The organism is Pseudoalteromonas lipolytica (genome assembly GCF_900116435.1).
In the GTDB taxonomy this organism is placed as follows: domain Bacteria; phylum Pseudomonadota; class Gammaproteobacteria; order Enterobacterales; family Alteromonadaceae; genus Pseudoalteromonas; species Pseudoalteromonas lipolytica.
In genome coordinates, this window is sequence record NZ_FPAZ01000009.1 from 134,792 (window position 1) to 159,662 (window position 24,871).

General features: G+C 41.8%; 21 protein-coding genes. 16 read left to right on the forward strand and 5 right to left on the reverse strand.

Features of this window, described 5'->3' with window-relative positions; translation table 11 throughout:
• Window positions 1-17: 17 nt before the first annotated feature.
• On the forward strand, window positions 18-473 hold the full coding sequence (locus tag BM378_RS11370; RefSeq protein ID WP_036973319.1) for a hypothetical protein: 456 nt from the start codon (window positions 18-20) through the stop codon (window positions 471-473).
• A gap of 210 nt (window positions 474-683) precedes the next feature.
• Here the strand turns inward: BM378_RS11370 and ppx are convergent, their stop codons facing one another.
• The 3 genes from ppx to BM378_RS11385 all read right to left on the reverse strand — a co-directional run bounded on the left by ppx (window position 684) and on the right by BM378_RS11385 (window position 4,884).
• On the reverse strand, window positions 684-2,171 hold the full coding sequence (gene ppx, locus BM378_RS11375) for an exopolyphosphatase (protein ID WP_074989221.1): 1,488 nt from the start codon (window positions 2,169-2,171) through the stop codon (window positions 684-686).
• Window positions 2,164-4,251 (reverse strand): polyphosphate kinase 1, encoded by a 2,088-nt coding sequence (ppk1, locus tag BM378_RS11380; RefSeq protein WP_074989222.1) that lies wholly within the window; start codon window positions 4,249-4,251, stop codon window positions 2,164-2,166. The genes ppx and ppk1 overlap by 8 nt, the downstream gene beginning before the upstream one ends.
• 126 nt (window positions 4,252-4,377) lie before the next feature.
• The gene (locus BM378_RS11385) at window positions 4,378-4,884 is read right to left on the reverse strand and encodes a glycine cleavage system transcriptional repressor (protein ID WP_036973316.1); all 507 of its coding nucleotides are present in this window, start codon (window positions 4,882-4,884) and stop codon (window positions 4,378-4,380) included.
• A 346-nt stretch (window positions 4,885-5,230) separates the two neighbouring features.
• Here BM378_RS11385 and BM378_RS11390 point away from each other — a divergent pair, with 346 nt between their 5' ends.
• From BM378_RS11390 to BM378_RS11435, 10 genes are all read left to right on the forward strand, one after another.
• Window positions 5,231-7,465 carry an ABC transporter permease subunit gene (locus BM378_RS11390; RefSeq protein WP_065979566.1) on the forward strand — a complete coding sequence of 745 codons (2,235 nt, stop codon included), beginning with the start codon at window positions 5,231-5,233 and terminating at the stop codon, window positions 7,463-7,465.
• 15 nt (window positions 7,466-7,480) lie between these two features.
• A complete protein-coding gene (gene pstA, locus BM378_RS11395) occupies window positions 7,481-9,130 on the forward strand; it encodes a phosphate ABC transporter permease PstA (protein ID WP_036973315.1) in 1,650 nt (549 codons plus the stop codon).
• 26 nt (window positions 9,131-9,156) lie between these two features.
• On the forward strand, window positions 9,157-9,984 hold the full coding sequence (gene pstB, locus BM378_RS11400; protein ID WP_036973314.1) for a phosphate ABC transporter ATP-binding protein PstB: 828 nt from the start codon (window positions 9,157-9,159) through the stop codon (window positions 9,982-9,984).
• Window positions 9,985-10,031: 47 nt separating this feature from the next.
• On the forward strand, window positions 10,032-10,733 hold the full coding sequence (phoU, locus tag BM378_RS11405; protein WP_036973313.1) for a phosphate signaling complex protein PhoU: 702 nt from the start codon (window positions 10,032-10,034) through the stop codon (window positions 10,731-10,733).
• 149 nt (window positions 10,734-10,882) lie between these two features.
• A complete protein-coding gene (locus BM378_RS11410; RefSeq protein ID WP_036973312.1) occupies window positions 10,883-11,560 on the forward strand; it encodes a TIGR00153 family protein in 678 nt (225 codons plus the stop codon).
• Window positions 11,561-11,602: 42 nt separating this feature from the next.
• Window positions 11,603-12,871 carry an inorganic phosphate transporter gene (locus BM378_RS11415; protein WP_036973311.1) on the forward strand — a complete coding sequence of 423 codons (1,269 nt, stop codon included), beginning with the start codon at window positions 11,603-11,605 and terminating at the stop codon, window positions 12,869-12,871.
• Window positions 12,872-12,955: 84 nt separating this feature from the next.
• The gene (locus tag BM378_RS11420) at window positions 12,956-13,882 is read left to right on the forward strand and encodes a hydrogen peroxide-inducible genes activator (protein WP_036973310.1); all 927 of its coding nucleotides are present in this window, start codon (window positions 12,956-12,958) and stop codon (window positions 13,880-13,882) included.
• 123 nt (window positions 13,883-14,005) lie between these two features.
• Window positions 14,006-14,548 (forward strand): RNA polymerase sigma factor, encoded by a 543-nt coding sequence (locus tag BM378_RS11425; RefSeq protein ID WP_074989223.1) that lies wholly within the window; start codon window positions 14,006-14,008, stop codon window positions 14,546-14,548.
• Window positions 14,541-15,140, forward strand: coding sequence for a hypothetical protein (locus BM378_RS11430; protein WP_074989224.1), 600 nt, complete (start codon window positions 14,541-14,543; stop codon window positions 15,138-15,140). The genes BM378_RS11425 and BM378_RS11430 overlap by 8 nt, the downstream gene beginning before the upstream one ends.
• A gap of 1 nt (window position 15,141) precedes the next feature.
• The gene (locus tag BM378_RS11435; RefSeq protein ID WP_074989225.1) at window positions 15,142-16,056 is read left to right on the forward strand and encodes a hypothetical protein; all 915 of its coding nucleotides are present in this window, start codon (window positions 15,142-15,144) and stop codon (window positions 16,054-16,056) included.
• 29 nt (window positions 16,057-16,085) lie between these two features.
• Here BM378_RS11435 and BM378_RS11440 read toward each other — a convergent pair whose 3' ends face one another.
• Both BM378_RS11440 and BM378_RS11445 read right to left on the reverse strand, forming a co-directional pair.
• Complete coding sequence (locus BM378_RS11440; protein WP_036973306.1) at window positions 16,086-16,289, reverse strand: hypothetical protein; 204 nt, start codon at window positions 16,287-16,289, stop codon at window positions 16,086-16,088.
• 231 nt (window positions 16,290-16,520) lie between these two features.
• Complete coding sequence (locus tag BM378_RS11445) at window positions 16,521-19,031, reverse strand: two-component system response regulator (protein WP_036973305.1); 2,511 nt, start codon at window positions 19,029-19,031, stop codon at window positions 16,521-16,523.
• A gap of 215 nt (window positions 19,032-19,246) precedes the next feature.
• Between BM378_RS11445 and queA the strand changes: the two genes are divergently transcribed.
• The 5 genes from queA to secF all read left to right on the forward strand — a co-directional run bounded on the left by queA (window position 19,247) and on the right by secF (window position 24,870).
• Window positions 19,247-20,278 carry a tRNA preQ1(34) S-adenosylmethionine ribosyltransferase-isomerase QueA gene (gene queA, locus BM378_RS11450; protein ID WP_036973304.1) on the forward strand — a complete coding sequence of 344 codons (1,032 nt, stop codon included), beginning with the start codon at window positions 19,247-19,249 and terminating at the stop codon, window positions 20,276-20,278.
• Between the two features lie 258 nt (window positions 20,279-20,536).
• Window positions 20,537-21,664: a tRNA guanosine(34) transglycosylase Tgt gene (tgt, locus tag BM378_RS11455; protein ID WP_036973303.1), complete on the forward strand. Its 1,128-nt coding sequence runs from the start codon at window positions 20,537-20,539 to the stop codon at window positions 21,662-21,664.
• 29 nt (window positions 21,665-21,693) lie between these two features.
• The gene (gene yajC, locus BM378_RS11460) at window positions 21,694-22,032 is read left to right on the forward strand and encodes a preprotein translocase subunit YajC (protein ID WP_036973302.1); all 339 of its coding nucleotides are present in this window, start codon (window positions 21,694-21,696) and stop codon (window positions 22,030-22,032) included.
• A 22-nt stretch (window positions 22,033-22,054) separates the two neighbouring features.
• Window positions 22,055-23,914 carry a protein translocase subunit SecD gene (secD, locus tag BM378_RS11465; RefSeq protein ID WP_036973301.1) on the forward strand — a complete coding sequence of 620 codons (1,860 nt, stop codon included), beginning with the start codon at window positions 22,055-22,057 and terminating at the stop codon, window positions 23,912-23,914.
• Between the two features lie 8 nt (window positions 23,915-23,922).
• Window positions 23,923-24,870: a protein translocase subunit SecF gene (gene secF / locus BM378_RS11470; protein WP_036973300.1), complete on the forward strand. Its 948-nt coding sequence runs from the start codon at window positions 23,923-23,925 to the stop codon at window positions 24,868-24,870.
• Window position 24,871 lies beyond the last annotated feature (1 nt).

Genomic DNA, 24,871 nt, shown 5'->3' on the forward strand with positions numbered 1-24,871 from the left:
TTTAATAAGGAATGCACATGCAAGTTAAAACAATACAACAGGTTTATGATTGGACCGTTTTATTTCACACCCAAATGGCGGCCAACTTCCATAGTGTAAAAGACTTATTGGATGAACATAATCAAATGCTGGTGGAGTATTATCTCAACTATGAGAAAAAGCTCGCCGAAGATTTGGTTGGCTTTAAAGCCATTACCGAAATAAACACCCTTGATACTTACTGCTATGAATACTTTGCAGACAACCCTGAACTGATCACATTCAGTGACATCAGCACTGATCAGCAAATAGACGAAACAGCCATTCAAGTTTACCTATCAACTCAACATAAAAAGGTGATCGATTTATACGAGTACCTTGTTTCGCGAGCAGAAACCCAAGACACGATTGAAAAGCTTGAGCGCTTACTCGAACTTGAGCATCAAGGCTTAAAGCAAATGATGCAAAGTGCTAATCGTCATAGGGATATGTAATACCATTAATCCGCAATAATACTTAATCATTTTGGGTGATTAAACCAGTTGCTACCTGCGTTAAAAATGTCTGATTTACGACTGCATGGATGCAGAGCAATGCAATGCAAGAGCAATGGCCGAGAACAACTAAATAACGACATTTTAGCCTTGTTATCAACGCGGTTTTATTGCCTCAAAATAGACCACTAATTAAGCAGAGCGGTATCATTAATGAAAATCGAGCAAAAAGCCGACTTTTTTAAGGTATTTTTGTTCTTGCTGTAAATCGGCCAAAAGCAAAGTATGTTCCTTCAGCCACGTGTCGTTGAATTTTAAGAACATGCTATTTTGCTTGGCCGTTACCGTTAACGACACGCCTTGATCTGGTGTGCGTTTTTGATTTAAAAGCACGGCAAGACGCAAAATCACGATCAGCTGTAAAATTTGATGGTGTTGCACTGTGTGTAAAGTGGGAAATTGGTCTAAACGAATCTTTTTACGGTAAAAGCGGATCATACAGCTGAGTAGCGTTTGCTGTTGCTGTGTAAAGCCCGGAAGCTGACTATTTGCCACAATATAAGCACTGTGTTTATGTAAACCAGATGAGTTTATGCCCAGCCCTATTTCATGTAACTGTGCCGCCCAATTAAGTAAATTTAAAAAATCGGGATGGCTGAGCTGCCAAGGTATTTTAACGTGTTCAAATAACCATTCAGCGGTGCTAGATACGCGGTTTGCGTGTTCTTTATCGATGGTATTGCGATCGCTTAAATTATGAATGGTATTGGTGCGAATATCTTTGTGTGCGAGTTTTTGCTGCATTTCATGCAAGAGCCCTTCACGCAGTGAAAAGTCACTGTATTGCATCGCATCGATGTCGAAAAGCGTAAAGAGTGCAATTAAAATCGCGAGCCCACCACAAATACTCTCTTGTCGCTCAGGTGTTAAACCTTCAATGTGTAAACTTTGAATCTGTTTAGCGGCAATAAATTGCGTTTTAAGCTCATGCAGTCTTTCAAGAGTAATCAGCTCTTGCTCTGCGTCATTTGCATTAATCATTGCTAAAATTGATTTTATTGTACCCGATGTCCCCACGACAGACTGCCAACCTGTGTTGATGTAGTTTGCAAAGATAACTTCAAGCTCTTGCTCTGCGCGTATTTGTGCTTTCGCGAAGCGTTTGGCATTAATTTGTCCATCAGCAAAAAACTGCTTTGTATAGCTGACACACCCCATGTTTCGGCTTGAAAGTAGGCGATGCTTAAAGTGTTTACCGATAATTAATTCGGTGCTTCCACCGCCGATATCAATGACTAAGCGATTATTATCATGATGAATGTAATGCGCGACACCTTGGTATATCAAGCGCGCTTCTTCTTGTCCTGAAATGACCTCAATGGGGTATGGAAAAACGTCACTGGCTTGGGTTAAAAACGAGTGAATGTTTTTGGCACGTCTTAGTGTATACGTGGCGGCAACCTTCACGTTCTCAAGTGGAAAGTCCTGTAATGTGGCTGCAAACTGCTTAAGGATAGCTAAAGCGCGTTCGATTGCCGCTTGGCTCAAATGATTTTTATCATCTAAGCCATCTGCTAAATAAACCCGCTGCTTTTCTTTATGGAGTATTTGCAAAGAGCCATCGACTTCTCTTGCGACCACTAAATGAAAACTGTTTGAGCCTAAATCTACTGCAGCAATTGAAGGATAATCATTCATTATTATAGTTACTTTCCCATTTCTTTAAGTGATCGTAGATGGCAATTTGCGAGCGAATTTTCTTGCGATTACCTCGGCGAACATAGTGATTTTTCTGCTCACTGTCGATCAAACGTGCTTTAGTTCGGTCTTTAAACTGTAGCTCAAGAATATCAATAATGAGTTGCTTAAGTTTTGCATAAAAAATAGGAACGGCCACTTCGACACGATGGTCTAAATTTCGGGTCATCCAATCGGCAGAGGAAATATAGACTTTTTCATCACCATTGTTATGGAACACCATCACTCTGGGATGTTCTAAAAATCGGTCAACAATGCTTATGATACGAATATTGTCATGTGCACTGGTGGTTGTAGGGACTAATGAGCACATACCGCGAACGATAATACGTATTTTAACACCGCGTCTTGCAGCAAAATAAAGGTGATCGACAAGCTGCTTATCAACTAAATTATTCACTTTTAAGGTAATACGGCCCTGTTTTCCACGCTCTACGAGGGCGATTTCATCATCAATGAGCGCCATAATCGTTTCGCGCGCATTGACAGGCGAAATCATTAAATGTTCAAAATGAAAAGGTCGGTAGCTACTTTCAATAAATTTGAACACGCTGTCACATTCTTCTGTGATCCCCTCGTGTTTGGTGAATAAGCTAAAGTCGGTATAAATTTTTGCGGTTTTTTCATGGAAATTACCCGTCCCAATGTGAGCATACTTCACGACGGTGTTTTTTTCTTTACGGTGAATAACGCACAATTTACTGTGCACTTTTAATGCGGGAATACCAAAAATAACTTTAACCCCAGCATTACTCAGCGTTTTCGCCCACTCAATATTATTTTGCTCGTCAAAGCGCGCCTTTAACTCAACCATAACTGTGACATGCTTACCATTTTTTGCAGCATTAATCAGCGTTGACACTAAGCGCGATTGGCTCGCAACGCGATATATATTTACTTTAATTTGCGTAACATCAGGGTCAAACGCAGCTTGGCGAACAAACTCTAATAAATGATTAAAGGTGTGATAGGGGTAGTAGAGTAAAATATCGTGTGCTGAAATCGCGTCAAACACACTTGAAAACTGATTAAATGCAGCACTTTTTAACGCCGCCAATGGTTTATTTTCTAAGTATTGGCGACCCACATTCGGAAAGGCGATAAAGTCTCTAAAATTGCGATAGCGTCCTGCAGGAATAAGCGCATCATGCTGGCTTATATTGAGGCGTTTTTTCATGACACTGAGCATGTCATCGGGCATGCTTTCATCATAAACAAGGCGTACAGGCTCGGCATAAATCCGCTGTTTTAGCCCCTTCGACATTTTATCGAGCAACCCTTCTTCAAGCTCATCATCTAGATTGTACTCAGCATCACGGGTTAATTTAATTGCATAGCACTGAATATCATCAAAACTAAAAAAGCTGCTAAACACATCGCGAATAAAATAAGCGATGATGTCATCCAGCATCACAATGGTTTTATGGCGACGAGTTTTCTCTGGCGGCAAAATAATAAAACGCGGCACTCGGTCGGTAGGGACTTCAAGCATTGCGTAATGGCTTTTTTGCGTACTCATTTCGACAAAAAAGTAGGTCATTGTGTCGTTAATTTGATCGGAGTAGTCTTTTTTATCAGTGATCAAAATAGGTAAAATATGTTGCAATACACTGTCGTGAAAGAATTTTTCTAGCCAGTTTAAATGAAATTCGCTTAACTTTTCGGGTAATTCAACATGAATATTGTGCTCATTTAAGTCGGCTAAAATATCCTTATGAATTTGATTAAATTTCTTACCCAGTTGCAGTACTTTTTTTTGTATTTGCTGTAACAGTATTTCGTCTTCTTCAAAATTCGCGTCAGGCAGTTTGTTAAGTAGAATACGACGCTTAACATCGGCGACACGCACACGGAAAAATTCGTCCATGTTGTTTGAATAAATCCCTAAAAAGCGCATTCGTTCGATGATTGGGTTCGACTTGTCTTTTGCTTCTTGCAGTACGCGCTCATTAAAAGACAGCCAACTAAGCTCTTTGGCAAAGTAAGTGACGGCGTGTGAAGAGGAGTGACTTGCGTTCATCTGTTTTTCCAACGTTTCTGGCTAGTTAGAATATAGAGGATGCAGATGACGGTTATGTGACATACGTGTCACTAATGTGACACGTCGTTAGGTATCAAGGGTTATTTGTGCCCTTATAGTCGTTGATTAAGCATCTTCTATATCAACAATAAGATCGGTGGTAATCGATTCAAGCGCACTGATGACTTCGTCTTTGTTCATCCCCACTGGTAGCGCAACGGTGGCCACCGCGCTAAAAATTGGCACTCCCCAATTTGGCGCACTCTGTTGTTTTGAATTGAGATGCGTAATGTTAGCGCCTTTGTGGCGAATGACACTGGCAAGCTCTTGCACGATGCCTGGTCTATCGTTACCGGTGATCACAAAATTAATTTCTTCAGAAGGCACGTCAGGTAAGGTATCAGTGCCGCGCTCAATCCTTACCTCTAAATGCGGTAAGCTGTGCAGCGCATCTTGCAATTCTTGCAAGTGTTCTTCAGGAACTGCGGCTTCAATAATGCCCGCAAAATGACCCGCTAAATGACTTAAGTTACTGGTTAACCAATTGCCATGATGGCTTAAAATCGTGGCTGAAATGTCTTCGACGAGGCCCGGTTTATCGGGACCTAAAATAGTAATTACTAACTGCTTCATATTTAATTCTCTATAAAAAGCCTCTGAAAAATGCAAAAAAGGAAGGAGGCGTTAGGTTAAGATGATTCTTATTATTGAAAAAAATAAGTCACATTGAGTATTAATGCTGATTTAACGTTTGTCCAATTTTTTCCATAGAGTAATAAAAAATTAGCGATAACAAATTGTTAGCTTAATTCCTTTGGCATTCTTAGAGTATTGTTTTTGGTAGTATTTTGGTCATGTTTTAGGGATAAACCCCGTATCTAAAATACCTGTTTTATTACACTGAAATATGACGTTTGTAACAATACTGTCATCTTGGTGAAATATAATGCGCCCAACGTTAAGATTTAAGGGTGTTTTGATGACTTCCAATCCGAATAAACCGACCTTTCATACGGATAGAAGCCGTCTATTTAAAGATCGGTTTGCCAAGTGGGGTATTTCCGCAGGTGGTGTAATGGTGCTTGTCGCGCTGTTACTAATTTTCTTTTACCTTCTTTATGTTGTTCAACCTATTTTTGAATCAGCAAAAGTAGAGACACGTAACAGTGTCAAACTACAAAATGCGTCAGAAATTGTTGGGCTCGGTATTGAAGAACAAACCGAAGTTGCCTTTTTACTAGGCGAAAAAGGCACGGTTGATTTTTACAATGTTGAAAAACAACACTTCGGTAAAAAAATCACCACTCTTAACACTGAACTCCCCAGTGATGTAAGCAGTTTTGCAAGCTCTGCTCCTTTTCAAGGGCAATACGCTTATGGCCTTGAAAACGGGTCTGTAATGGTTGTGGTGCCGAAGTTTTTGGTCACATTCCCTAACAATGAGCGTCAATTAACGCCTCGTTTAGATTACCCTCTGGGTAAAGTGGCGTTAGAAGTTGATGAGCAAGGCGCTGCTATTAAGAAGTTTGCATTTAGCCATTACGAAGATAAAACCGCGGTGGTTGCGTTAACTGCGGATAAACGTGTTTTATTTAGCAGCTTTTTAGCTGAAGAGAACATGTTCACTGGCGAAGTTGAATGGAGCGTTGAGCGCACAGAGCTTGATATTGATGGCCGTGTTGATGAGTTATTAATGTCGCCAGATACGACGCGCACCTTTATTCGCTCAGCTAACCAAATTTATGTTTACGATACGCGCTATCCGTCTGAGGTAGAGCTTATTCAAGTACTTGCTGCAAACGAAGAAAACGCAAACCTTGTTTCTACGCAATTACTTGCTGGTGCAAACTCATTGATGCTTGCCAATGATAATGGCGAAGTTTCGCAGTGGTTTGAGGTGAATACCGACGAAGGCCGTGAGTTTCAAAAAATTCGCGCGTTTGAAACCAGTAAACAATCAAAGTTAAGTATTTTCACTGAATTCTATCGCCGCACTTTCTTTACTGCGGGTGCCAATGGCGAACTAGGCATTTACTACACCACCAGTGAAGCAAAGCTGTGGCAAGGTAAAGTCAGTGACGGCCCAATTGATAATTTTGCAATTGCGCCGCGTTCAAATGCTGCACTTATTCTTGCTGATGATGCATTGAAAGTGATTGAAATCCATAATGAGCACCCAGAAGTAACGTGGTCTGCATTATGGCAAGAGGTTTGGTACGAAGGTTACCCTGAACCTGCATACATTTGGCAGTCAACTTCAGCGAGTGATGATTTTGAGTCTAAATTTTCGTTAGTGCCAATTTCATTCGGTACCATTAAAGCCGCACTATACGCGATGTTATTTGCGGTACCAATTGCCTTATCTGCGGCTATCTACACCGCATACTTCATGTCGAGTGAGCTGCGTAAAGTCGTAAAGCCAACCGTTGAAATCATGGAAGCGTTACCGACCGTTATTTTGGGTTTCTTAGCCGGTCTTTGGTTAGCGCCGTTAATTGAAGAGCATTTACCAGCGATTGTGGGCTTACTGCTGTTACTACCGATTGGTATCTTACTGACTGCATTTGGTTGGAATAAGCTGCCAGCTTCTATTCGTCACCGTGTGCCTGAAGGTTCGCACTCAATCTTATTGATTCCGGTTGTGCTGTTTATTGGTTGGTTGTCATTTGCGATGAGTGGCACAATTGAATCATGGGTATTCGATGGTAATGTTCGTCAGTACCTCACCAATGAATTAGGCATGACATTCGACCAACGTAACTCGCTCGTTGTCGGTATTGCGATGGGCTTTGCGGTTATCCCCACTATTTTCTCGATTGCAGAAGATGCGGTGTTCAGTGTTCCTAAACATTTATCGAATGGTTCACTGGCACTCGGTGCAACACAATGGCAAACACTGGTACGTGTGGTTCTTCTTACTGCAAGCCCAGGTATTTTCTCAGCAGTGATGATGGGTCTTGGCCGTGCAGTGGGTGAAACAATGATTGTACTTATGGCAACAGGTAACACGCCTATTATGGACTGGAGTATTTTCCAAGGTATGCGAACACTTGCAGCGAATATCGCGGTTGAAATGCCAGAGTCAGAAGTAGGCAGCTCGCATTATCGCATTCTATTCTTAGCAGCGTTTGTACTATTCATATTCACATTTATTTTCAACACAGTGGCTGAGTTTGTTCGTCAGCAACTGCGTGATAAATACAGTTCAATGTAGGTGGAGAGACACGACATGGTAAAGCAGTGGTTTAAGTCTGGTTCTCCTTGGATTTGGATGACCGGTGGTGCGGTGAGCATCAGTTTAATCTCAGTTCTTGGTTTGTTAGCCATGATTGCTTGGAAAGGTTTAAGCTTTTTCTGGCCATCAGAAGTTATTCAACTTGAGTTACAAGGCTCAGTTGCAAAACAAACTGTGATTGGTGAAGTTTATGATCGTGAGCTCGTTGCAAAGTCACGTATTGAGGCAACAGGCGTTGATTTATCTCATTACGACAAAGAGCAGTTAGAACGTTTATTAATTAAAACCGGTAACCGTGAATACGTTGATTTAGATTTCCGTTGGGTATTAGAAACCGATATCAAATCACGCACAGCGCCGGCTGAACTTGCCGTATTTGAGCGCAGTAAAAATGGTAATTTTTACGGCTATGTTGACCAAGTTATTAAAGACGGCGAAGTTATCACAGAGAACAAAATAGACGTACTCTATGATCTTGTTGAGCGTGCTGTTGAGTTAAATGACCAAGCACTTGATCTGCAAAATGGCGACATTGGTCACATTAACTACGAACTTGAACGCTTACGTCTAAAAGAAAAAGCGTATCAGCTTGATAATGAACTTACCGATGAACGTGTTGCAGAGCTGGCAGCTGCCCGTGCTGAGCTACGTGAAGAATACTCGGTACTTGAAAAACAACTTTTTGCGCTACGCAAAGAAGCAAAGCGTGACCAAGTAACCGTAAAAGATATGCGCGGTGAGGTTGTTACATTACCACTTTATCAAGTGCTTGATGTGTGGTTCCCAAATGACATGGGGTTCTTTGCTAAGTTAGGTCATTACTTTGTACAGCTAGGTAAGTTTGTGTCAGACGATCCGCGCGAAGCAAACACCGAAGGGGGTGTATTCCCTGCGATTTTCGGTACCGTGTTCATGGTATTACTGATGGCCGTTATTGTGACACCATTTGGTGTGGTTGCGGCAATTTACTTGCACGAATATGCAGCCAAAAATGCTGTCACGAAGATGATTCGCATCGCCGTTATCAACCTTGCGGGTGTACCGTCTATTGTTTACGGTGTATTTGGTCTGGGTTTCTTCGTTTACATGTTGGGTGGCAGTATTGACCAATTATTTTACCCTGAATCATCGCCAAGCCCCGTTTTTGGTACGCCAGGTGTGATATGGTCGGCATTGACCCTTGCGATTTTAACCTTACCTGTGGTTATCGTTTCAACAGAAGAAGGTTTATCACGTATTCCAAGTACTGTTCGCCACGGTTCATTAGCACTGGGTGCGACAAAAGCTGAAACCTTATGGCGTATTATTATTCCAATGGCCAGCCCAGCGATTATGACTGGATTAATTTTAGCGGTTGCACGTGCCGCGGGCGAGGTTGCGCCACTTATGTTAGTGGGTGTGGTTAAAATGGCGCCTACATTGCCACTAGACGGCAACTTCCCATATGTACATTTAGATAGAAAATTTATGCACTTAGGTTTCCACATTTATGATGTTGGTTTCCAAAGCCCGAACGTAGAAGCGGCGCGTCCGCTGGTATATGCCACGGCATTCTTACTGGTTTCAGTAATTATCGCCCTGAATATCACCGCGATTGGTATTCGTAACCATTTACGCGAAAAGTTTAGAGCTCTAGAGCATTAATACAGAATTTTTATAGGTAGACAGAGATGATTACAGTTGCACCACACGTAAACCAAGCGAAAAGCGCGGCAAAACTAGACTTAGAGAATCTAACCGCAGAGCAAACTGCGTTAGAGATTAAAGATTTAGATCTATACTACGGTGATAAACAAGCGCTTAGCGGCGTAAATATGAAGATTCCCAAAGGTCAGGTAACAGCGTTTATCGGCCCATCGGGGTGTGGTAAATCGACGCTGCTTCGTTGTATTAACCGTATGAATGATTTAGTTGATAGCTGTCGTATCACCGGTGAAATTTTACTACATGGTCATAACATCTACGATAAAAGTGTCGATGTTGCCGCACTGCGTCGTAATGTTGGTATGGTATTCCAACGTCCGAATCCATTTCCAAAATCAATCTACGAAAATGTTGTTTATGGCCTACGCTTACAAGGAATTAAAGAAAAGCGTAAATTAGACGAAGTCGTTGAGCAATCTTTACGTGGTGCTGCATTGTGGGATGAAGTAAAAGATCGTCTTCACGATAGTGCATTTGGCCTATCAGGTGGTCAGCAGCAACGTCTTGTGATTGCGCGATCAATTGCGATTGAGCCAGAAGTGCTCTTGTTAGATGAGCCAACATCGGCACTCGATCCAATTTCTACATTAGTTATTGAAGAGCTCATTAACGACTTAAAGAATAAGTTTACCGTGGTTATTGTTACTCATAACATGCAACAAGCCGCGCGTGTATCAGACCAAACAGCGTTTATGTACATGGGCGAATTGATAGAGTATTCAGATACCAACACCTTATTTACGACACCAAGTAAAAAGAAAACAGAAGATTACATCACTGGCCGCTACGGCTAGTCGAATAAAACACTTGGTAACGTAAACGAATTTTATAGAGGTAGACAATGGAACATAATATTAATAAGCATATTTCAGGTCGCTTTAATGAAGAGCTTGAAAATGTTCGTAACCATGTACTTAGCATGGGTGGCTTAGTTGAGCAGCAGTTAAATAGTGCGCTTGATGCGGTTAGTAAAGGTGATGCAGAATTGGCGCAAAAAGTCCGTGAAAACGACTACAAAGTAAACGCCATGGAAGTCAATATTGACGAAGAATGCACACGCATTATTGCACGTCGTCAGCCTGCTGCCAGTGATTTACGTTTAGTTATTGCGATTGCGAAAACAATCGCCGACTTAGAGCGCATTGGTGACGAAGCAGAGCGCATTGCAAAAGTGGCACTTGATTCATTTACCAAAGACCAACAAGATCTTCTTGTTAATATTGAAAATATGGGTCGCCAAGTGTCGAAGATGCTTCATGATGTACTTGATGCATTTGCCCGTATGGATGTGCAATGTGCCTTCGAAGTTCACAAAGAAGATGCAAAAGTTGACCGTGAATATGAAGCAATTACGCGTCAAATTATGACATATATGATGGAAGATCCACGCTCAATCCCTAAAATTATGGATTTAGTGTGGTCAGTTCGTTCACTTGAGCGTATTGGCGACCGTTGTCAGAATATCGCAGAATACATTATCTATTTTGTGAACGGTAAAGATATTCGTCATACATCTCAAGCAGATATCGAAAAGTCGCTGTAAATTTTTAAGCACTTTTCATTTTTAAACCGAGCGGCTTTAGGCCGCTTTGTCTATTATTGGTGATGTCAGGCAGAAAAAGCGTTCAAAATCGTACACAATGCTGTAAAATTCGAACCTGCCAAAGCATACTAATTTATAAAGGGTCAGTTATGCCTACAAATGCATTTTTAGGGGTTTTTGCTAAATCTCCTATTAAGCCTATGGAAGATCACATTAAGAAAGTACATCAAGCAAGCAAAGCCTTGATCCCTTTCTTTAATCACGTTTTTAAAGAAGAATGGAAAGAAGCGGAGGAAATCCGTCTAAACATTCGTAATTTAGAACGTGAAGCGGATGACATGAAACGTAACATTCGCCTTCAACTACCGCGCGGCTTATTTATGCCAGTTGAGCGTACCGATTTGTTAGAGCTTGTTACCCAACAAGACAAAATTGCGAATAAAGCAAAAGACATTGCAGGTCGTGTAATTGGTCGAGAAATGACGATTCCGGTAGAAATTCAAGAAGATTTTCTTGCTTATGTAACACGTTGTGTTGATGCGACAAAACAAGCATCAAAAGCAATTAACGAGTTAGATGAGCTACTTGAAACGGGCTTCAAAGGTCGCGAAGTGACTTTAGTAGAAAAAATGCTCGTTGAATTGGATGCAATCGAACAAGACACGGATGACATGCAAATCAAAATACGCCGTCAATTGCGCGCCGTTGAAAATGAACTAAACCCAATTGATGTGATGTTCTTGTACAAGATCATTGAGTGGGTCGGCGATCTAGCTGATATTGCAGAGCGCGTAGGTTCTCGTCTTGAGCTGATGTTAGCTCGTTAATTTAAAATCAGTTCAAATACGAAAAATTAAAGGTTTCACACAATGGATATCATTGCAAATTACGGCACTTTTTTAGTTTTAATTGCCGCAGCAGTCGGTTTCTTCATGGCTTATGGTATTGGTGCAAATGACGTTGCCAATGCGATGGGTACATCAGTAGGTTCAAAAGCACTTACTATCAAACAAGCAATTATTATTGCGATGGTGTTTGAATTCGCAGGTGCTTACCTTGCCGGTGGTGAGGTTACATCAACTATTCGTAAAGGAATTATCGACGCCACGCCATTTATTGATATACCTGAGCTTATGATCTTAGGCATGATTGCCGCGTTATTTGCTGCAGGTAGCTGGCTATTAATCGCCTCTTTCCTTGGCTGGCCTGTATCGACTACTCACTCAATTATCGGTGCGATTATTGGTTTTGCTTTAGTGGCTGTTGGCAGCGAAGCAATCCAATGGAATAAAGTACTGGGCATTGTGGGGAGTTGGATTGTAACACCTGCAATTTCAGGCTTTATTGCTTACCTTATCTTTATGAGTGCGCAAAAGCTTATTTTTGATACCGATGCTCCACTTAAAAATGCTAAGCGCTTTGTCCCTGTGTATATGGGTCTAGCGGGCTTCATTATGTCTTTAGTTACGATTAAGAAAGGCTTGAAGCACATTGGTATTAACCTAGGCGCTGTTGAGGGTTACGCACTTTCTATCGCGATCGCTGTCGTGGTTGGTATTATTGGTAAGTTTGCTATTTCACGCTTAAAAATTGATCCTAAAGCTGACAAGAAAATGCAATTTAATAACGTTGAAAAAGTGTTCGCGGTATTAATGGTATTAACAGCTTGCTGTATGGCATTCGCCCATGGTTCGAACGATGTTGCAAACGCGATTGGTCCACTAGCTGCTGTTGTAAACATTGTTGAGCACAACGGTGAAATTGCTAAGAAAGCCGCTATCGCATGGTGGATTCTACCACTGGGTGGTTTGGGTATTGTTGCTGGCCTTGCTATTTTAGGTAAGAAAGTAATCAAAACAATCGGTGAAGGTATTACTCACTTAACGCCTAGCCGTGGTTTCGCTGCTGAGCTAGCTGCTGCATCAACGGTTGTTATTGCATCAGGCACGGGTTTACCAATCTCTACAACACAAACGCTTGTAGGTGCTGTATTAGGTGTTGGTATGGCGCGTGGTATCGCAGCGCTTAACATGGGTGTTGTAAGAAACATTGTAGTTTCTTGGGTAATTACATTGCCAGTTGGCGCAGCCCTTGCTATTGTTATTTTCTACGTACTGAGAACAGCCTTCGGCGTTTAAAAAGTACTAACAGACTTTTAGCTTGAAAAGATCTCAATGCCCTAGGTATTGGGGTCTTTTTATTTGCAGGTAGTAAAAAAGAGTATGAATAACTTACCCAGTATTAAACAACTACAATATTTACTCGCCGTTCATCAGCACCAACACTTTGGTCGTGCCGCAAGTGCCTGCTTTATTGGTCAGTCCACGTTAAGCAGTGCGATTCAAAATTTAGAAGAAACCTTAGGTTGTCAGCTTATCGAGCGTGAAAATCGCAGCTTAATGTTTACTGCCATTGGTGAAGAGGTCGTAGAGAAAGCACGTAAAATAATAGACGATACGCTAAGTTTGAAAGAACTCACCAAAAGCTTTTTAACCCCGTTAAGTGGTAAGTTAACCTTAGGCGTGATCCCTACCATTGCCAGCTTTATCGCGGCGCCGTTGTATCATTTTTGCAAGCAAACATTTACCGAGCTTGAGTTAGTACTTGTTGAAGATACCAGCGAAAAGTTACTGGATAAGCTTGAACACGGGCAAATTGATATCGCGCTGCTTGCGTTGCCGTTCGATACCGAAAAGTTTCACACCCAAGTGCTCGCTAAAGACCACTTTAGCTTAGTTCACCATAAAGATTATATGCCAGCGAAAGGTGTCGAAGACTTTAACTTGTTGCCCGATGCCAGTGTGTTTCTGCTAGAGCGAGAGCACTGTATGACAGGTCATGCCTTAAGTGCTTGCCATTTAAATCGCTCAAGTTGCATTAACCCGTTTGAAGCGGCCAGCTTACATACGTTACTGAGCATGGTTGAGCATCAACTGGGCGTTACTTTTTTACCGCAAATGGCGATTAACGCCGGCATTCTAGAGAAAAAAGACATGGTGGCAACGCCATCACAAAGCGACGCATACCGAGATATTGGTATTGTGTGGCGTAAAACCACCGGGCGAATCCGCGATTTTAGGCTGTTTAGTCAACAGTTAGAGCTGTTTCTTGCCAAGCAATGCAGCTTACATACCCAATCAGCAGAATAAATTGCAGCCCCAAATAAAAATTTGGGGTTTTTTATTATTAAAGCAAACTATTTTTTTCCTTCCCTCGACTAACTTTATACATTAACCCTTTTTACGATAGATAAATAACATGACGAGGCTACCGTGTTTTTTCAATCACTCGACACATTAATTGCCAAGGCGCAACAAGGCAATAAACGGGCATGGTTGAAATTAGTGAAGCAACATGAAACGCAGGTCTATAACTATTGTTTGCGAATGTTGAGTCACCCTGATGATGCAATGGACTTAATGCAAGAAGTGTTTATTTCTGTGTATAAGAGTTTGCCTAGCTTTCGGGGAGATTGCAGCTTTAATACTTGGCTTTACCAAATCGTGCATAGACGAAGTGTTGAGTATTATCGTCGCCGTAAGCACCACCAAAGCCTAGATGCTTTACCCGAAGAAGCCTGTGAGCGTAGTGAAATAGAAGCGAATCAACAGCAATCTCAACAGCATAATGAGCTTAAAAGTATGATGAACAATTTGCCGTGGGAGCAGCGTTTGGTTGTAGAGTTAAAGTTTTTTCAGCATTGCACATTTGAGGAAATTGCAGAGCAGTTAGGTATTTCAACTAATACCGCTAAATCTAGATTATACAGTGCGTTAGGTAAGTTAAAAGTGCATTTGGAGGCAGTAGATGGCTAATTTAGAGTCGTTATTTACAGCATGGCTAGAAGGTGAAAGCTTAACGGAAGAGCAAATTAGATTGCTCGAAAGTAATCCTGACTATGCCTTGATGATGGAAAATGCGACAAAGTGGCAGCAGCATAGTCTTAACTATCAACAATTACCAGTACCTGACTGGGATCGTGGTTCTTGTATGCCACAAGCGCACAAGCAGGCTGTGTATTTTGGTTCTGGTTTATGGGCGATGGCTGCGTCTATCGCATTGTGTGCCTGGTTATTAATAACCAGCCCAGAACAAACAGACTCACAGTTGCTTGAGCAAGTGGCTAAGCAAACTCGTTTATTAGAGTCACAACAAAAACAAATAGATCAATTGCAGAACATGCTAACAGCACAAAATGACATACAGCAACAGCATATGTATCAGCTAGCGAAAGAAGCGATTAAAACGGGTCGTGTAGAGCGACAAGAAGATATTGCCAGTGTGCTTGCTTATATCAAAACGCAGCGCGCCCAAGACCAAGCATACTTGCGTATGCAATTGAATGATTTAGCAGAGCAAGTGGATGGCCGACCCATGCCAACCGTTGCCAACAACGTGGAGTATTAAAATGCCAAAGAACATGATAGCCAGTGCGGTGTTATTGCTATGTGGTGTAGCAACAATGAACCCAGTGTTTGCACAAAGTAGTGATGAGTTAGATAAAATTCAACGTGAAGTGGGAATTATGGAAAAAATTCTTACGGCTGCTTTAAAGCAAGATACGGATAACAAAGTGAGCAACGTGTCAGCAAGTTATTTACAGCACCAAGGTGTGGTGTTTAGTTTTGACGTGCGGGGGTCGCGATGGTCAACTATTTTTGCATCGGTGCCTGATGCTCCTTTGCCACCTATGCCAGATATTAATTTTGATGAAATAAGCGACATTGAGATTCTTGGTGACCATGTGCAGGTGATAAGCGACGCTGTGGTCGTTAAAACGCAAGAAGCGTATCAGCACGCGATGGAAATGATGCGTGAAAGTGCAGAGCAAGTCCGTGAAGTGGCTGAGAAAGAGCGTGATATTAGCCGTGAAATTCGTGATCTTGAACGCGAAAAACGTGATATTGAATTTGAGCGTCGTCATGATAAGGAAGCTGAAAATCAAGCACTTGAGCAACGTAAAAAAGAGTTACAAGCCTCTATTAAAGAGCTTGAAAAAGAGCAACAAACGTTGTCATTGAAGCAGCAAAGGTTACGCAAACAACTTGCAGAGAAAAAGCAAGCGCGCGCAAAAGAGCAGCAGCAGCAAATGATGGCCCTAACAAACAGTGTAAATAACAGTATTGCATTATCGTTGTGTGATTATGGCAGTGGTTTACGAAGCTTACCCGACAATGAGCACGTCAGTGTTGTTATTCGCGGACTCGATCAGAGCAAAAAGGATCACATTAAAGTGTTTAAAAAAGCAGATATTAAACAGTGTGTAGTGGGGAATATTAAATCGTCGCAACTACTCGAACGTGCATCAAGCTATGTATTTTAATTAATTGATTTTCTAACCAAAAAAGCAGCCTATAAGGGCTGCTTTTCATCCATTGAAAAAGGCTTTAAGCTGGGTAAAAACAATAAGTAAACCCAAACAACCAGATTAAAATAAGGCACTAAGCCCAACCCTGTAAATACTTTTACCGGGTACCCTTTGTAGGTCGCATTACGGTAACATTGATATGCTATCCCTAGATTAACGATCAGTAACAATACGATTAGTTGTGTCATCACTTTTCTCCTAAATACCGCTAATACAAGAACTTATAGATGTTAAGTTATTTTCAGTATGTGTAATATAAAAGGTAATGTCATGTTTTTTTTAGATTATCACTATAAATACGCGACATTATCTCTTGGCGTGAATTAATTATAGATGAGTATTCTCAGGATGGTAGATAAAAAGTTAATAAAATTGTTTAAAAATGTATCAATATTCGGGGCGGGTTAGCTAGTCAGTTGTTAGCTAAAAAGTTTATTGTTAGAGATTCTTTCAAGCTCACTGCTAATTTTTTCAACGGGCATCGGGCGTGCAATAAAGTAACCTTGCCCGTAATCGACGCCTATCTCTTTTAGTGCTAAAAATATTTCTTTATTTTCAACGTATTCAGCAACAGAACGCTTATCTAAAGAGCGGCTAATATCGTTTATCGCCTTCACGAGCGCAAGGTCGATAGGGTCGTTCAACATATCGCGAACAAACGAGCCATCAATTTTTACATGTTGTGCTGGCAGCTGTTTAAGGTAGTTAAATGTACTAAAGCCAGTGCCAAAGTCGTCAATCGAGAAATGGCAGCCTAAGCCATTGAGGCGCTCTATCATTGCGCGGGTCGCCACTAAATTATTGATACTGGCTGACTCGGTTATTTCAAAAATAATACGCGTGGGTTCAACGTTATACTCTTGTAGGCTCGATTCTATATGCGGTAATAATCGTTCATCTAAAAATGACTGTGCCGATAAATTAATAGCCACTTGGTTGAGCTCAGGAAAATCAGCAACACTTTTAATCGCATTACGAATAACACATTGGTCCATCAGGTATGTGTCGTTTAGTAACTCTAATGCGGGAATAAATTGATTCGGGTAAATGAGCTCATTATCAAGCTTTAAACGCAGTAAGGTTTCAAAGTAAGCCACATGGCCACGTTTAAAGTCCCAAATTGGTTGGTAATGTAATTCAATTGCATCGTGTTGCAGTGCTTGGCGAATGCTGTGGCCCCACTCTAACCCTGCTTGTAGGCTATTGTGGTGAGTGTCTTCTTTTGAATAACAATGAACCAGATTACGGCCTAAGCTTTTTGCAACATACAGCGCAATATCAGCTTGCTTAAGGCATTCGTTGGGATCATTATTTTGTGCGGTAATTTGTGTTAGGCCAATTGAGCAGCTAATCGAATATTCTTGGCCTTCTGAATGAAATTGGTGTTTTTCAATGGCCATACAAATACTTTCTGCGACTAAATGGGCATCAAGCAAATTGGTGTTTTTCAGAATAACCGCAAATTCATCACCGCCAATACGGCAAATTAAGTGCTCGTCGCTAATATTGGCAGTAAAGAGTTGAGCGACTTCTTTAAGCACAATATCACCTTGTTGATGACCTTTACTGTCATTGATGATTTTAAAATGATCTAAATCGATATAAATAAGCGCATGTTCTATATCGCCATTGGTGTATTTGGCTTGGCAAATACGTTGCAATTGCTGATCAAAATAATAGCGGTTATGTAATTCAGTTAGCGTGTCATGCAATGCTAAATGACGAAGCTGTAACTCAGCTTGCTTGCGTTCGTGAATGTTATCGATAGTGGCTGTAATCGTTGCAGAGTTACGGCTGTTTTTTATTAACTGCATTCGGCATTCAACCCAAATGGCATTGCCGTTTTTATGACTCAGTTGTATCTCAACTTGCTGTTGTAGCTCCCCCCCGTGCAAAATACTTTGAATCGTATCTTGTAACTTGGGCTGACACTCAGGCAAACAAAAATCAGTTAACGACTTAGATAAACTTGATTTAATGCCGTATCCCGTGAGGTTTTCCCATGCAGGGTTAATAAAGCGAATATTTCCTTGCTGATCAAACTCCAATACCACGGTGTTTAAATGCAATAAAATACGTTGGTGAGCCGAAAACAGCTCTTTATAGCGGCTTTGGCTTTGGCTTAGTTGCTCAACTTTTTGTGCAAACTCTGCATAACTCACCATAAAATCTTCACGGCGTGCGGCATGGTCACATACTTTGCTCAGTAAAGACTGATCATAAGGGGCGCGTATAAAGTCGGTAACACCAGAGAGCAACAGTTGCTCGGCATAATCAGCATCGTTGTTATCAATGATGGTAACAATGGCTTGTTTAGGATTATGCTGCAATATTTCGCTAATCAGCGCGCCTGCGGGATCTGATTGCGATTGAGTTGCATCAATCAATACAATTGCAAACTTTTGTTGTAGGTACGTCGCCAGTGCAGCTTTTGTCGATGTCGTGTGTGTAACAGCAAAACTGAGTTTGAGTTGTTCGTTGATGTTATTTGCTTTGCTGTTATTCGTTTCAAGTAGGAGTAAATTAAGGCGGCTGCTTTTTTCTAGGTGTGTCGACAGGACATTAGCAAGGACTTGCGGCAGCATATCTTGGCGTTCAAAAGGCAAAACAGCATCAATACCATAACTGCGGGCTGTTGTTTCAGCGATACGTTCACAATAAATAGGGGGAGTTAGCAGTATAGGTGTATTTTTTGGGGTTTTTAATAACCCCGAGCGAATCATGCGCGAGAAGCGCCAGCCGTCAATTTTGCCGACTTCAAGGCCCGTAATAATAATATCCACCGGCTGGCTTTTAAGTATTTTTAACGCCTCTTGCGAGTCGTTGGCTTCAATAAACGTAAAAACATTAAGTTTGTTGAGTGTTAACTTAATTGTTTCACGCTCAGCAACGCTAGCGTTTAAAATTAGCAGTTGCAACTGCTTTGCCATGGCGCTACTACCTCTTAACTGAACCCATGCTTAGTGAATGGGTTAGAATAATGACATTTCTATTATTCTACAAGCAAACTTTACCTAAAAACGGTTATTAGCCTGTACCAGCTTACACGGTTAGGTTGTTTGTTCTTGAACCGAGGTGCTTTGCTTGAGGTGGCAAGCGTATCAGAGTAAACTTGGCGCGTTTTTATTAATGAGAGATATGCTCTATGCGCGTGGCTGATTTTAGCTTTGACCTTCCTGATGAATTAATTGCTCGTTTTCCAAAAGCAGATCGAACAAGCAGTCGTTTATTAACGCTCGACGGCCCAACAGGGCAGGTTGAACACAAAGTGTTTAGTGATATTTTATCTCTGGTAAATGAAAATGACTTATTAGTGTTTAACAACACGAAAGTGATACCAGCACGCATGTTTGGCCAAAAAGAGTCTGGTGGTAAGCTTGAAGTACTCGTTGAGCGCGTATTGGACGAGCACCGTGTACTGGCTCACGTACGTGCGAGTAAATCACCAAAACCGGGCTCTAAAATTATCCTTGAAGGCAAAGCCGAAGCAACCATGGTAGCGCGTCACGGTGAGCTATTTGAACTTGAGTTTGCTAAAGACGAAAATGTATTAGATATCTTAAACGATATTGGCCACATGCCATTACCGCCATACATAGACCGCCCAGATAATGAGGCTGATCGTGAGCGTTATCAAACGGTGTATGGTGAGAAACCCGGTGCTGTTGCAGCACCAACAGCAGGGCTTCACTTTGACGATAAATTAATGGCGGCTTTAAAAGACAAAGGCATTAACATGGCGTTTGTTACTTTGCACGTGGGTGCGGGTACATTCCAACCTGTGCGTGTTGATTCAGTTGATGAACATGTTATGCACTCAGAATATATCGAAGTTCCTGATGAGGTTGTAAAAGCCGTAGCCGAAACCAAAGCAAAAGGCGGGCGTGTTGTTGCGGTGGGCACCACTTCAGTACGTTCTTTAGAGTCGGCTGCCAAAGTACATGGTGGCAAGCTTGATACTTACTTTGGTGATACTGACATCTTTATTTACCCGGGTTATCAGTTCAATGTGGTGGATGCCATGGTCACTAACTTCCACTTACCTGAATCAACGTTGATTATGTTGGTGAGCGCGTTCGCAGGCCAAGAAAACATTATGGGTGCTTATCACACAGCGATTGAGCAACAGTATCGCTTTTTCAGTTATGGTGATGCCATGTTCTTAACGCGTAAATAAGCGTTAGTCATCTTTTATATCACCCCGTAAAAAACCCAGCATTTCACTGGGTTTTTTATTTTCAGCCATTCTTACTAAGCTATGCGTTGATATGAAGCCTCTGTGCAACGCTGAATTCTGCATCGTGGGGAGAGTTTAGCTAGCGGGCTTTTTATTTTTGAATTTAGCCCAATTAATAGTAATAAATGCGCAAACAGGTTAGAATCGAGCGGTTAAATTATAGCTTGTTGGACTGTTTTTCCGACACTAGAGGATAATATGAAATTTGAATTAGACCGCACTGACGGTAAAGCGCGCCGCGGCCGCTTGATTTTTGAGCGTGGTGTTGTAGAAACGCCTGCATTTATGCCAGTAGGTACTTACGGCACGGTAAAAGGGATGACTCCCGATGAAGTAAAAGATACGGGGGCACAAATCTGCCTTGGTAATACTTTTCACCTTATGCTGCGTCCTGGCACAGAAATCATTAAGCAACACGGTGATTTACACGACTTCATGAATTGGGATCGTCCTATCTTAACTGATTCAGGCGGTTTCCAAGTATTCAGCTTAGGTGCGATGCGTAAAATCACCGAAGAGGGCGTCATGTTTAGCTCGCCTGTGAATGGTGAAAAAATCATGCTTTCACCAGAAAAAGCCATGCAAGTTCAGCGCGACTTAGGCTCTGATATTGTGATGATTTTCGACGAATGTACGCCATATCCTGCCACTGAAAAAGAAGCCAAAGACTCAATGGAGCTCTCGCTGCGTTGGGCTAAACGTTCAAAAGAAGGCCATGGTGATAATCCAGCAGCACTGTTTGGTATTATCCAAGGGGGTATGTACCCTGAGCTTCGTGCACAATCACAAAAAGGCCTAGAAGACATTGGTTTTGATGGTTATGCACTGGGCGGTTTATCAGTGGGTGAACCTAAAAACGAAATGATCAATATTCTTGATCATTGTGCGTATAAAATGCCAGCCGACAAACCACGTTACTTAATGGGCGTTGGTAAACCAGAAGACTTGGTTGAAGCGGTGCGTCGTGGTATCGATATGTTCGACTGTGTAATGCCAACCCGTAATGCACGTAATGGTCACTTATTCGTGACAGGTGGCATTGTTAAAATCCGTAACGCAGTACATAAAACAGACACCGGTCCACTTGATCCAGAGTGTGATTGCCATACATGTAAAAACTATTCACGTGCGTACTTGCATCATCTTGATAAATGTAATGAAATCTTAGGCGCACGTCTAAACACGATTCATAACTTACGTTATTATCAACGTGTAATGGAAGGCTTACGTAATGCCATTAGTCATGGCAAACTAGACGAATTTGTTGCAGATTTTTATGCACGCCGCGGCCAAGAAGTGCCAGAGCTTGCAGATACATCAGATTAAATTTTTAGAAAAATTAAAGAGGAAGTGTAATGAGTTTATTCATCTCAAACGCGCACGCAAGTGCGGCAGGTGCAGCACCAGCAGGTGGTGGCATGGAAATGCTAATCATGTTGGGTATTTTTGGTCTGGTATTTTATTTCTTAATTTACCGTCCGCAAGCTAAGCGTGTAAAAGAGCATAAAGCCCTTATGAGCGCGATGGCAAAAGGTGACGAAGTGCTTACGCAAGGTGGTTTAGTTGGTAAAATTGCTAAAATCGCTGATGACAAAGACTTCATCGTTATCTCATTAAACGACCAAGCAGAAGTAACAGTACAAAAATCAGCTGTTTCTGCAGTATTGCCAAAAGGCACTATGAAGTCGCTATAACAATAAAAATAAGGACTCACACGTGTTAAACAAGTTTCCATTATGGAAGTATTTACTTGTTCTTGTTGTGTTAGTCGTTGGTATTTTATATGCCTCTCCTAACTTGTATGGTCGTGACCCGGCCATACAAGTATCGGGCACTAAAGGTACTGATGCTGACCTAAGCGTACTCGATAAAGTAAATGCGACCCTCAAAGAACATAACGTTACTGTTAAATCAAGCAAACTTGAAGACGGACAAATCCTTGTACGTTTTAAGAATGTTGAAGATCAACTTAAAGCGCAAGACCTACTGCGTGATTCCCTTAGTGAAGATTACATCTCTGCCATCAACATGGCTCCAGCACAACCTGAGTGGTTAAAAGCATTGGGTGGTAACCCGATGAAGCTGGGTCTGGATTTAAGTGGTGGTGTTCACTTTACTATGGAAATCGACATGGCGACGGCGGTTGATACACAGCTTGAGCAAATGGAACAAGATTTTAAAAGTGATTTACGTGAAGAAAAGCTGCGTTACCGCACGATTCGTCGTGTAGCTGGCAGCGAGCGTTTACGTGTTGAAATGCGTAACGAAGAAGATAAAGACGCAGCAGAGCGCTTTTTATCAACCCGTTACCCGCTCAATGTGTACATTGATGATAGCAGCAGTGATAACGCTTTTTACGCCAGTATGAGCGAACAAAAGCTTAAAGAAATTCGTGATTACGCTATCAAGCAAAACGAAACGATTATCCGTAACCGTATCAACCAAATCGGTGTTGCTGAGCCAAACGTTCAGCGTCAAGGTGCTGAGCGTATCATCGTACAGCTTCCTGGTGTACAAGACACCGCCCGTGCCAAAGAAATTTTAGGGGCTACGGCAACGCTTGAGTTCCGTGAAGTAGACGAAGATGCTGACCCAAGTGCAGCCTTACAAGGGCGTGTACCACCAGGCACCGAAGTGATCATGGCGCGTGACGGTTACCCTGTGGTACTAAAAAAACGCATTATTCTTGAAGGTAGCCACATCACTGGTGCGCAATCAGGAATGGATGAGTATCAACGTCCGCAAGTAAGCATTAGCCTTGATAGCAAAGGTGGCGCAAAAATGAATGCGTTCACTAAGCGCGCGATTGGTAAGCGTATGGCAACTGTATTCATTGAGTACAAGCCATCGGGTAAAACAGATGAAAACGGTAAAGCACTTCCTCCAATTAAGGTAGAAGAAGTGATTAACGTGGCGACAATTCAAGCACGTCTTGACCGTTCGTTCCGAATCACGGGTATTGATAACCCTGCTGAAGCCCATAATCTGAGCTTATTACTACGTGCAGGTGCACTTGTTGCTCCTATTCAAATTGTAGAAGAGCGCACGGTAGGCCCAAGCTTAGGTCAAGAAAATATCGAAGCAGGTATGACGGCAGTGGTACTAGGCTTTGCATTTGTGCTTGTATTTATGCTGGTTTATTACAAAGGGTTTGGCATGGTGGCAAATATTGCCCTTGGTGCGAACTTAGTATTAATCGTGGGTGTTATGTCATTAATTCCAGGTGCGGCATTAACCTTACCGGGTATTGCAGGTATCGTACTGACCGTGGGTATGGCCGTTGATGCAAACGTGCTTATATTTGAGCGTATCCGCGAAGAGCTTGCCGACGGCCGTAGTCCGCAACAAGCCGTTCATTTCGGTTACGACAGCGCATTTAGCACAATTTTTGATGCAAATATCACCACGTTAATCGCAGCAGTGATTCTGTTTGCAGTGGGCACGGGTCCAATTGCTGGTTTCGCCGTGACACTTGCGATTGGTATTATCACCTCTATGTTTACAGCCATTGTTGGTACCCGTGCGGTAATCAACTTGTTTATTGGCGGTAAGCGTATTGATAAGTTGTCGATTTAGGAGTCAGCATGCAAATCTTAAAACTCGGTGGTAAAACACTCCCGTTTATGAAGTTCCGCAAGTTTGCCATGACATTATCAACGTTGTTGATTTTGGCTTCTTTCGTATCGTTTTTTACAAAAGGCTTAAACTTCGGTTTAGACTTTACCGGTGGTACAGCGGTTGAAGTTGGCTTTGCACAACCTGCAGATCTGAAAAAAGTACGTGAAGCAATTACGGCAAGTGGCTTTGAAGATTTCTCTGTTCAGCTATTTGGCTCAAGTAAAGAAATTCTTGTGCGCCTTGCACCGCAAGGTGATGGCGTGAAAGCAGAAGTCATTGGTAACCAAATCATTGATGCCTTAAAACAAACTGATTCAAGTGTTGAAATGCGCCGTATTGAGTTTGTGGGCCCAAGTGTAGGTGAAGATTTAAAAGAGCAGGGTGGCTTGGCCATGTTAACTGCACTTATTTGTATCTTGATCTACGTGGCATTTCGCTTTGAATGGCGTTTTGCGGTTGGCGCGGTATCAGCACTATTACACGATGTTATTATCACATTAGGTTTATTCTCAATACTGGATCTTGAGTTTGACTTAACGATTTTAGCAGCGATTTTGGCGGTGATAGGTTACTCACTCAACGATACCATCGTTGTATCTGACCGTATTCGTGAAAACTTCCGTAAAGTGCGTATCGATGACACCATAGAAATCATTGATATTTCACTTACGCAAACATTGAATCGTACCCTTGTAACATCAATCACCACAATTTTAGTATTGATTGCGTTGTTTGTATGGGGTGGTCAAACTATTCACGGCTTTGCGACAGCATTACTATTTGGTGTGTTTATCGGTACTTACTCATCTGTGTATGTTGCATCAGCAGTGGCGATTGCAATGGGTGTAAGTAAAGAAGACTTAATTCCAGAAGTAATCGAAAAAGAAGGTGCGGATCTCGATCCTATGCCTTAAT

Bases quoted from the DNA above. Each gene is read 5' to 3' on its own strand.
- BM378_RS11385 (WP_036973316.1), bottom strand. From the start codon at position 4,884: ATGAAGCAGTTAGTAATTACTATTTTAGGTCCCGATAAACCGGGCCTC.
- yajC (WP_036973302.1), top strand. From the start codon at position 21,694: ATGAGTTTATTCATCTCAAACGCGCACGCAAGTGCGGCAGGTGCAGCA.
- BM378_RS11390 (WP_065979566.1), top strand. From the start codon at position 5,231: ATGACTTCCAATCCGAATAAACCGACCTTTCATACGGATAGAAGCCGT.
- BM378_RS11440 (WP_036973306.1), bottom strand. From the start codon at position 16,289: ATGACACAACTAATCGTATTGTTACTGATCGTTAATCTAGGGATAGCA.
- pstA (WP_036973315.1), top strand. From the start codon at position 7,481: ATGGTAAAGCAGTGGTTTAAGTCTGGTTCTCCTTGGATTTGGATGACC.
- ppk1 (WP_074989222.1), bottom strand. From the start codon at position 4,251: ATGAACGCAAGTCACTCCTCTTCACACGCCGTCACTTACTTTGCCAAA.
- BM378_RS11415 (WP_036973311.1), top strand. From the start codon at position 11,603: ATGGATATCATTGCAAATTACGGCACTTTTTTAGTTTTAATTGCCGCA.
- BM378_RS11430 (WP_074989224.1), top strand. From the start codon at position 14,541: ATGGCTAATTTAGAGTCGTTATTTACAGCATGGCTAGAAGGTGAAAGC.
- tgt (WP_036973303.1), top strand. From the start codon at position 20,537: ATGAAATTTGAATTAGACCGCACTGACGGTAAAGCGCGCCGCGGCCGC.
- BM378_RS11370 (WP_036973319.1), top strand. From the start codon at position 18: ATGCAAGTTAAAACAATACAACAGGTTTATGATTGGACCGTTTTATTT.
- BM378_RS11445 (WP_036973305.1), bottom strand. From the start codon at position 19,031: ATGGCAAAGCAGTTGCAACTGCTAATTTTAAACGCTAGCGTTGCTGAG.
- pstB (WP_036973314.1), top strand. From the start codon at position 9,157: ATGATTACAGTTGCACCACACGTAAACCAAGCGAAAAGCGCGGCAAAA.
- ppx (WP_074989221.1), bottom strand. From the start codon at position 2,171: ATGAATGATTATCCTTCAATTGCTGCAGTAGATTTAGGCTCAAACAGT.
- BM378_RS11435 (WP_074989225.1), top strand. From the start codon at position 15,142: ATGCCAAAGAACATGATAGCCAGTGCGGTGTTATTGCTATGTGGTGTA.
- phoU (WP_036973313.1), top strand. From the start codon at position 10,032: ATGGAACATAATATTAATAAGCATATTTCAGGTCGCTTTAATGAAGAG.
- BM378_RS11410 (WP_036973312.1), top strand. From the start codon at position 10,883: ATGCCTACAAATGCATTTTTAGGGGTTTTTGCTAAATCTCCTATTAAG.
- BM378_RS11420 (WP_036973310.1), top strand. From the start codon at position 12,956: ATGAATAACTTACCCAGTATTAAACAACTACAATATTTACTCGCCGTT.
- queA (WP_036973304.1), top strand. From the start codon at position 19,247: ATGCGCGTGGCTGATTTTAGCTTTGACCTTCCTGATGAATTAATTGCT.
- secF (WP_036973300.1), top strand. From the start codon at position 23,923: ATGCAAATCTTAAAACTCGGTGGTAAAACACTCCCGTTTATGAAGTTC.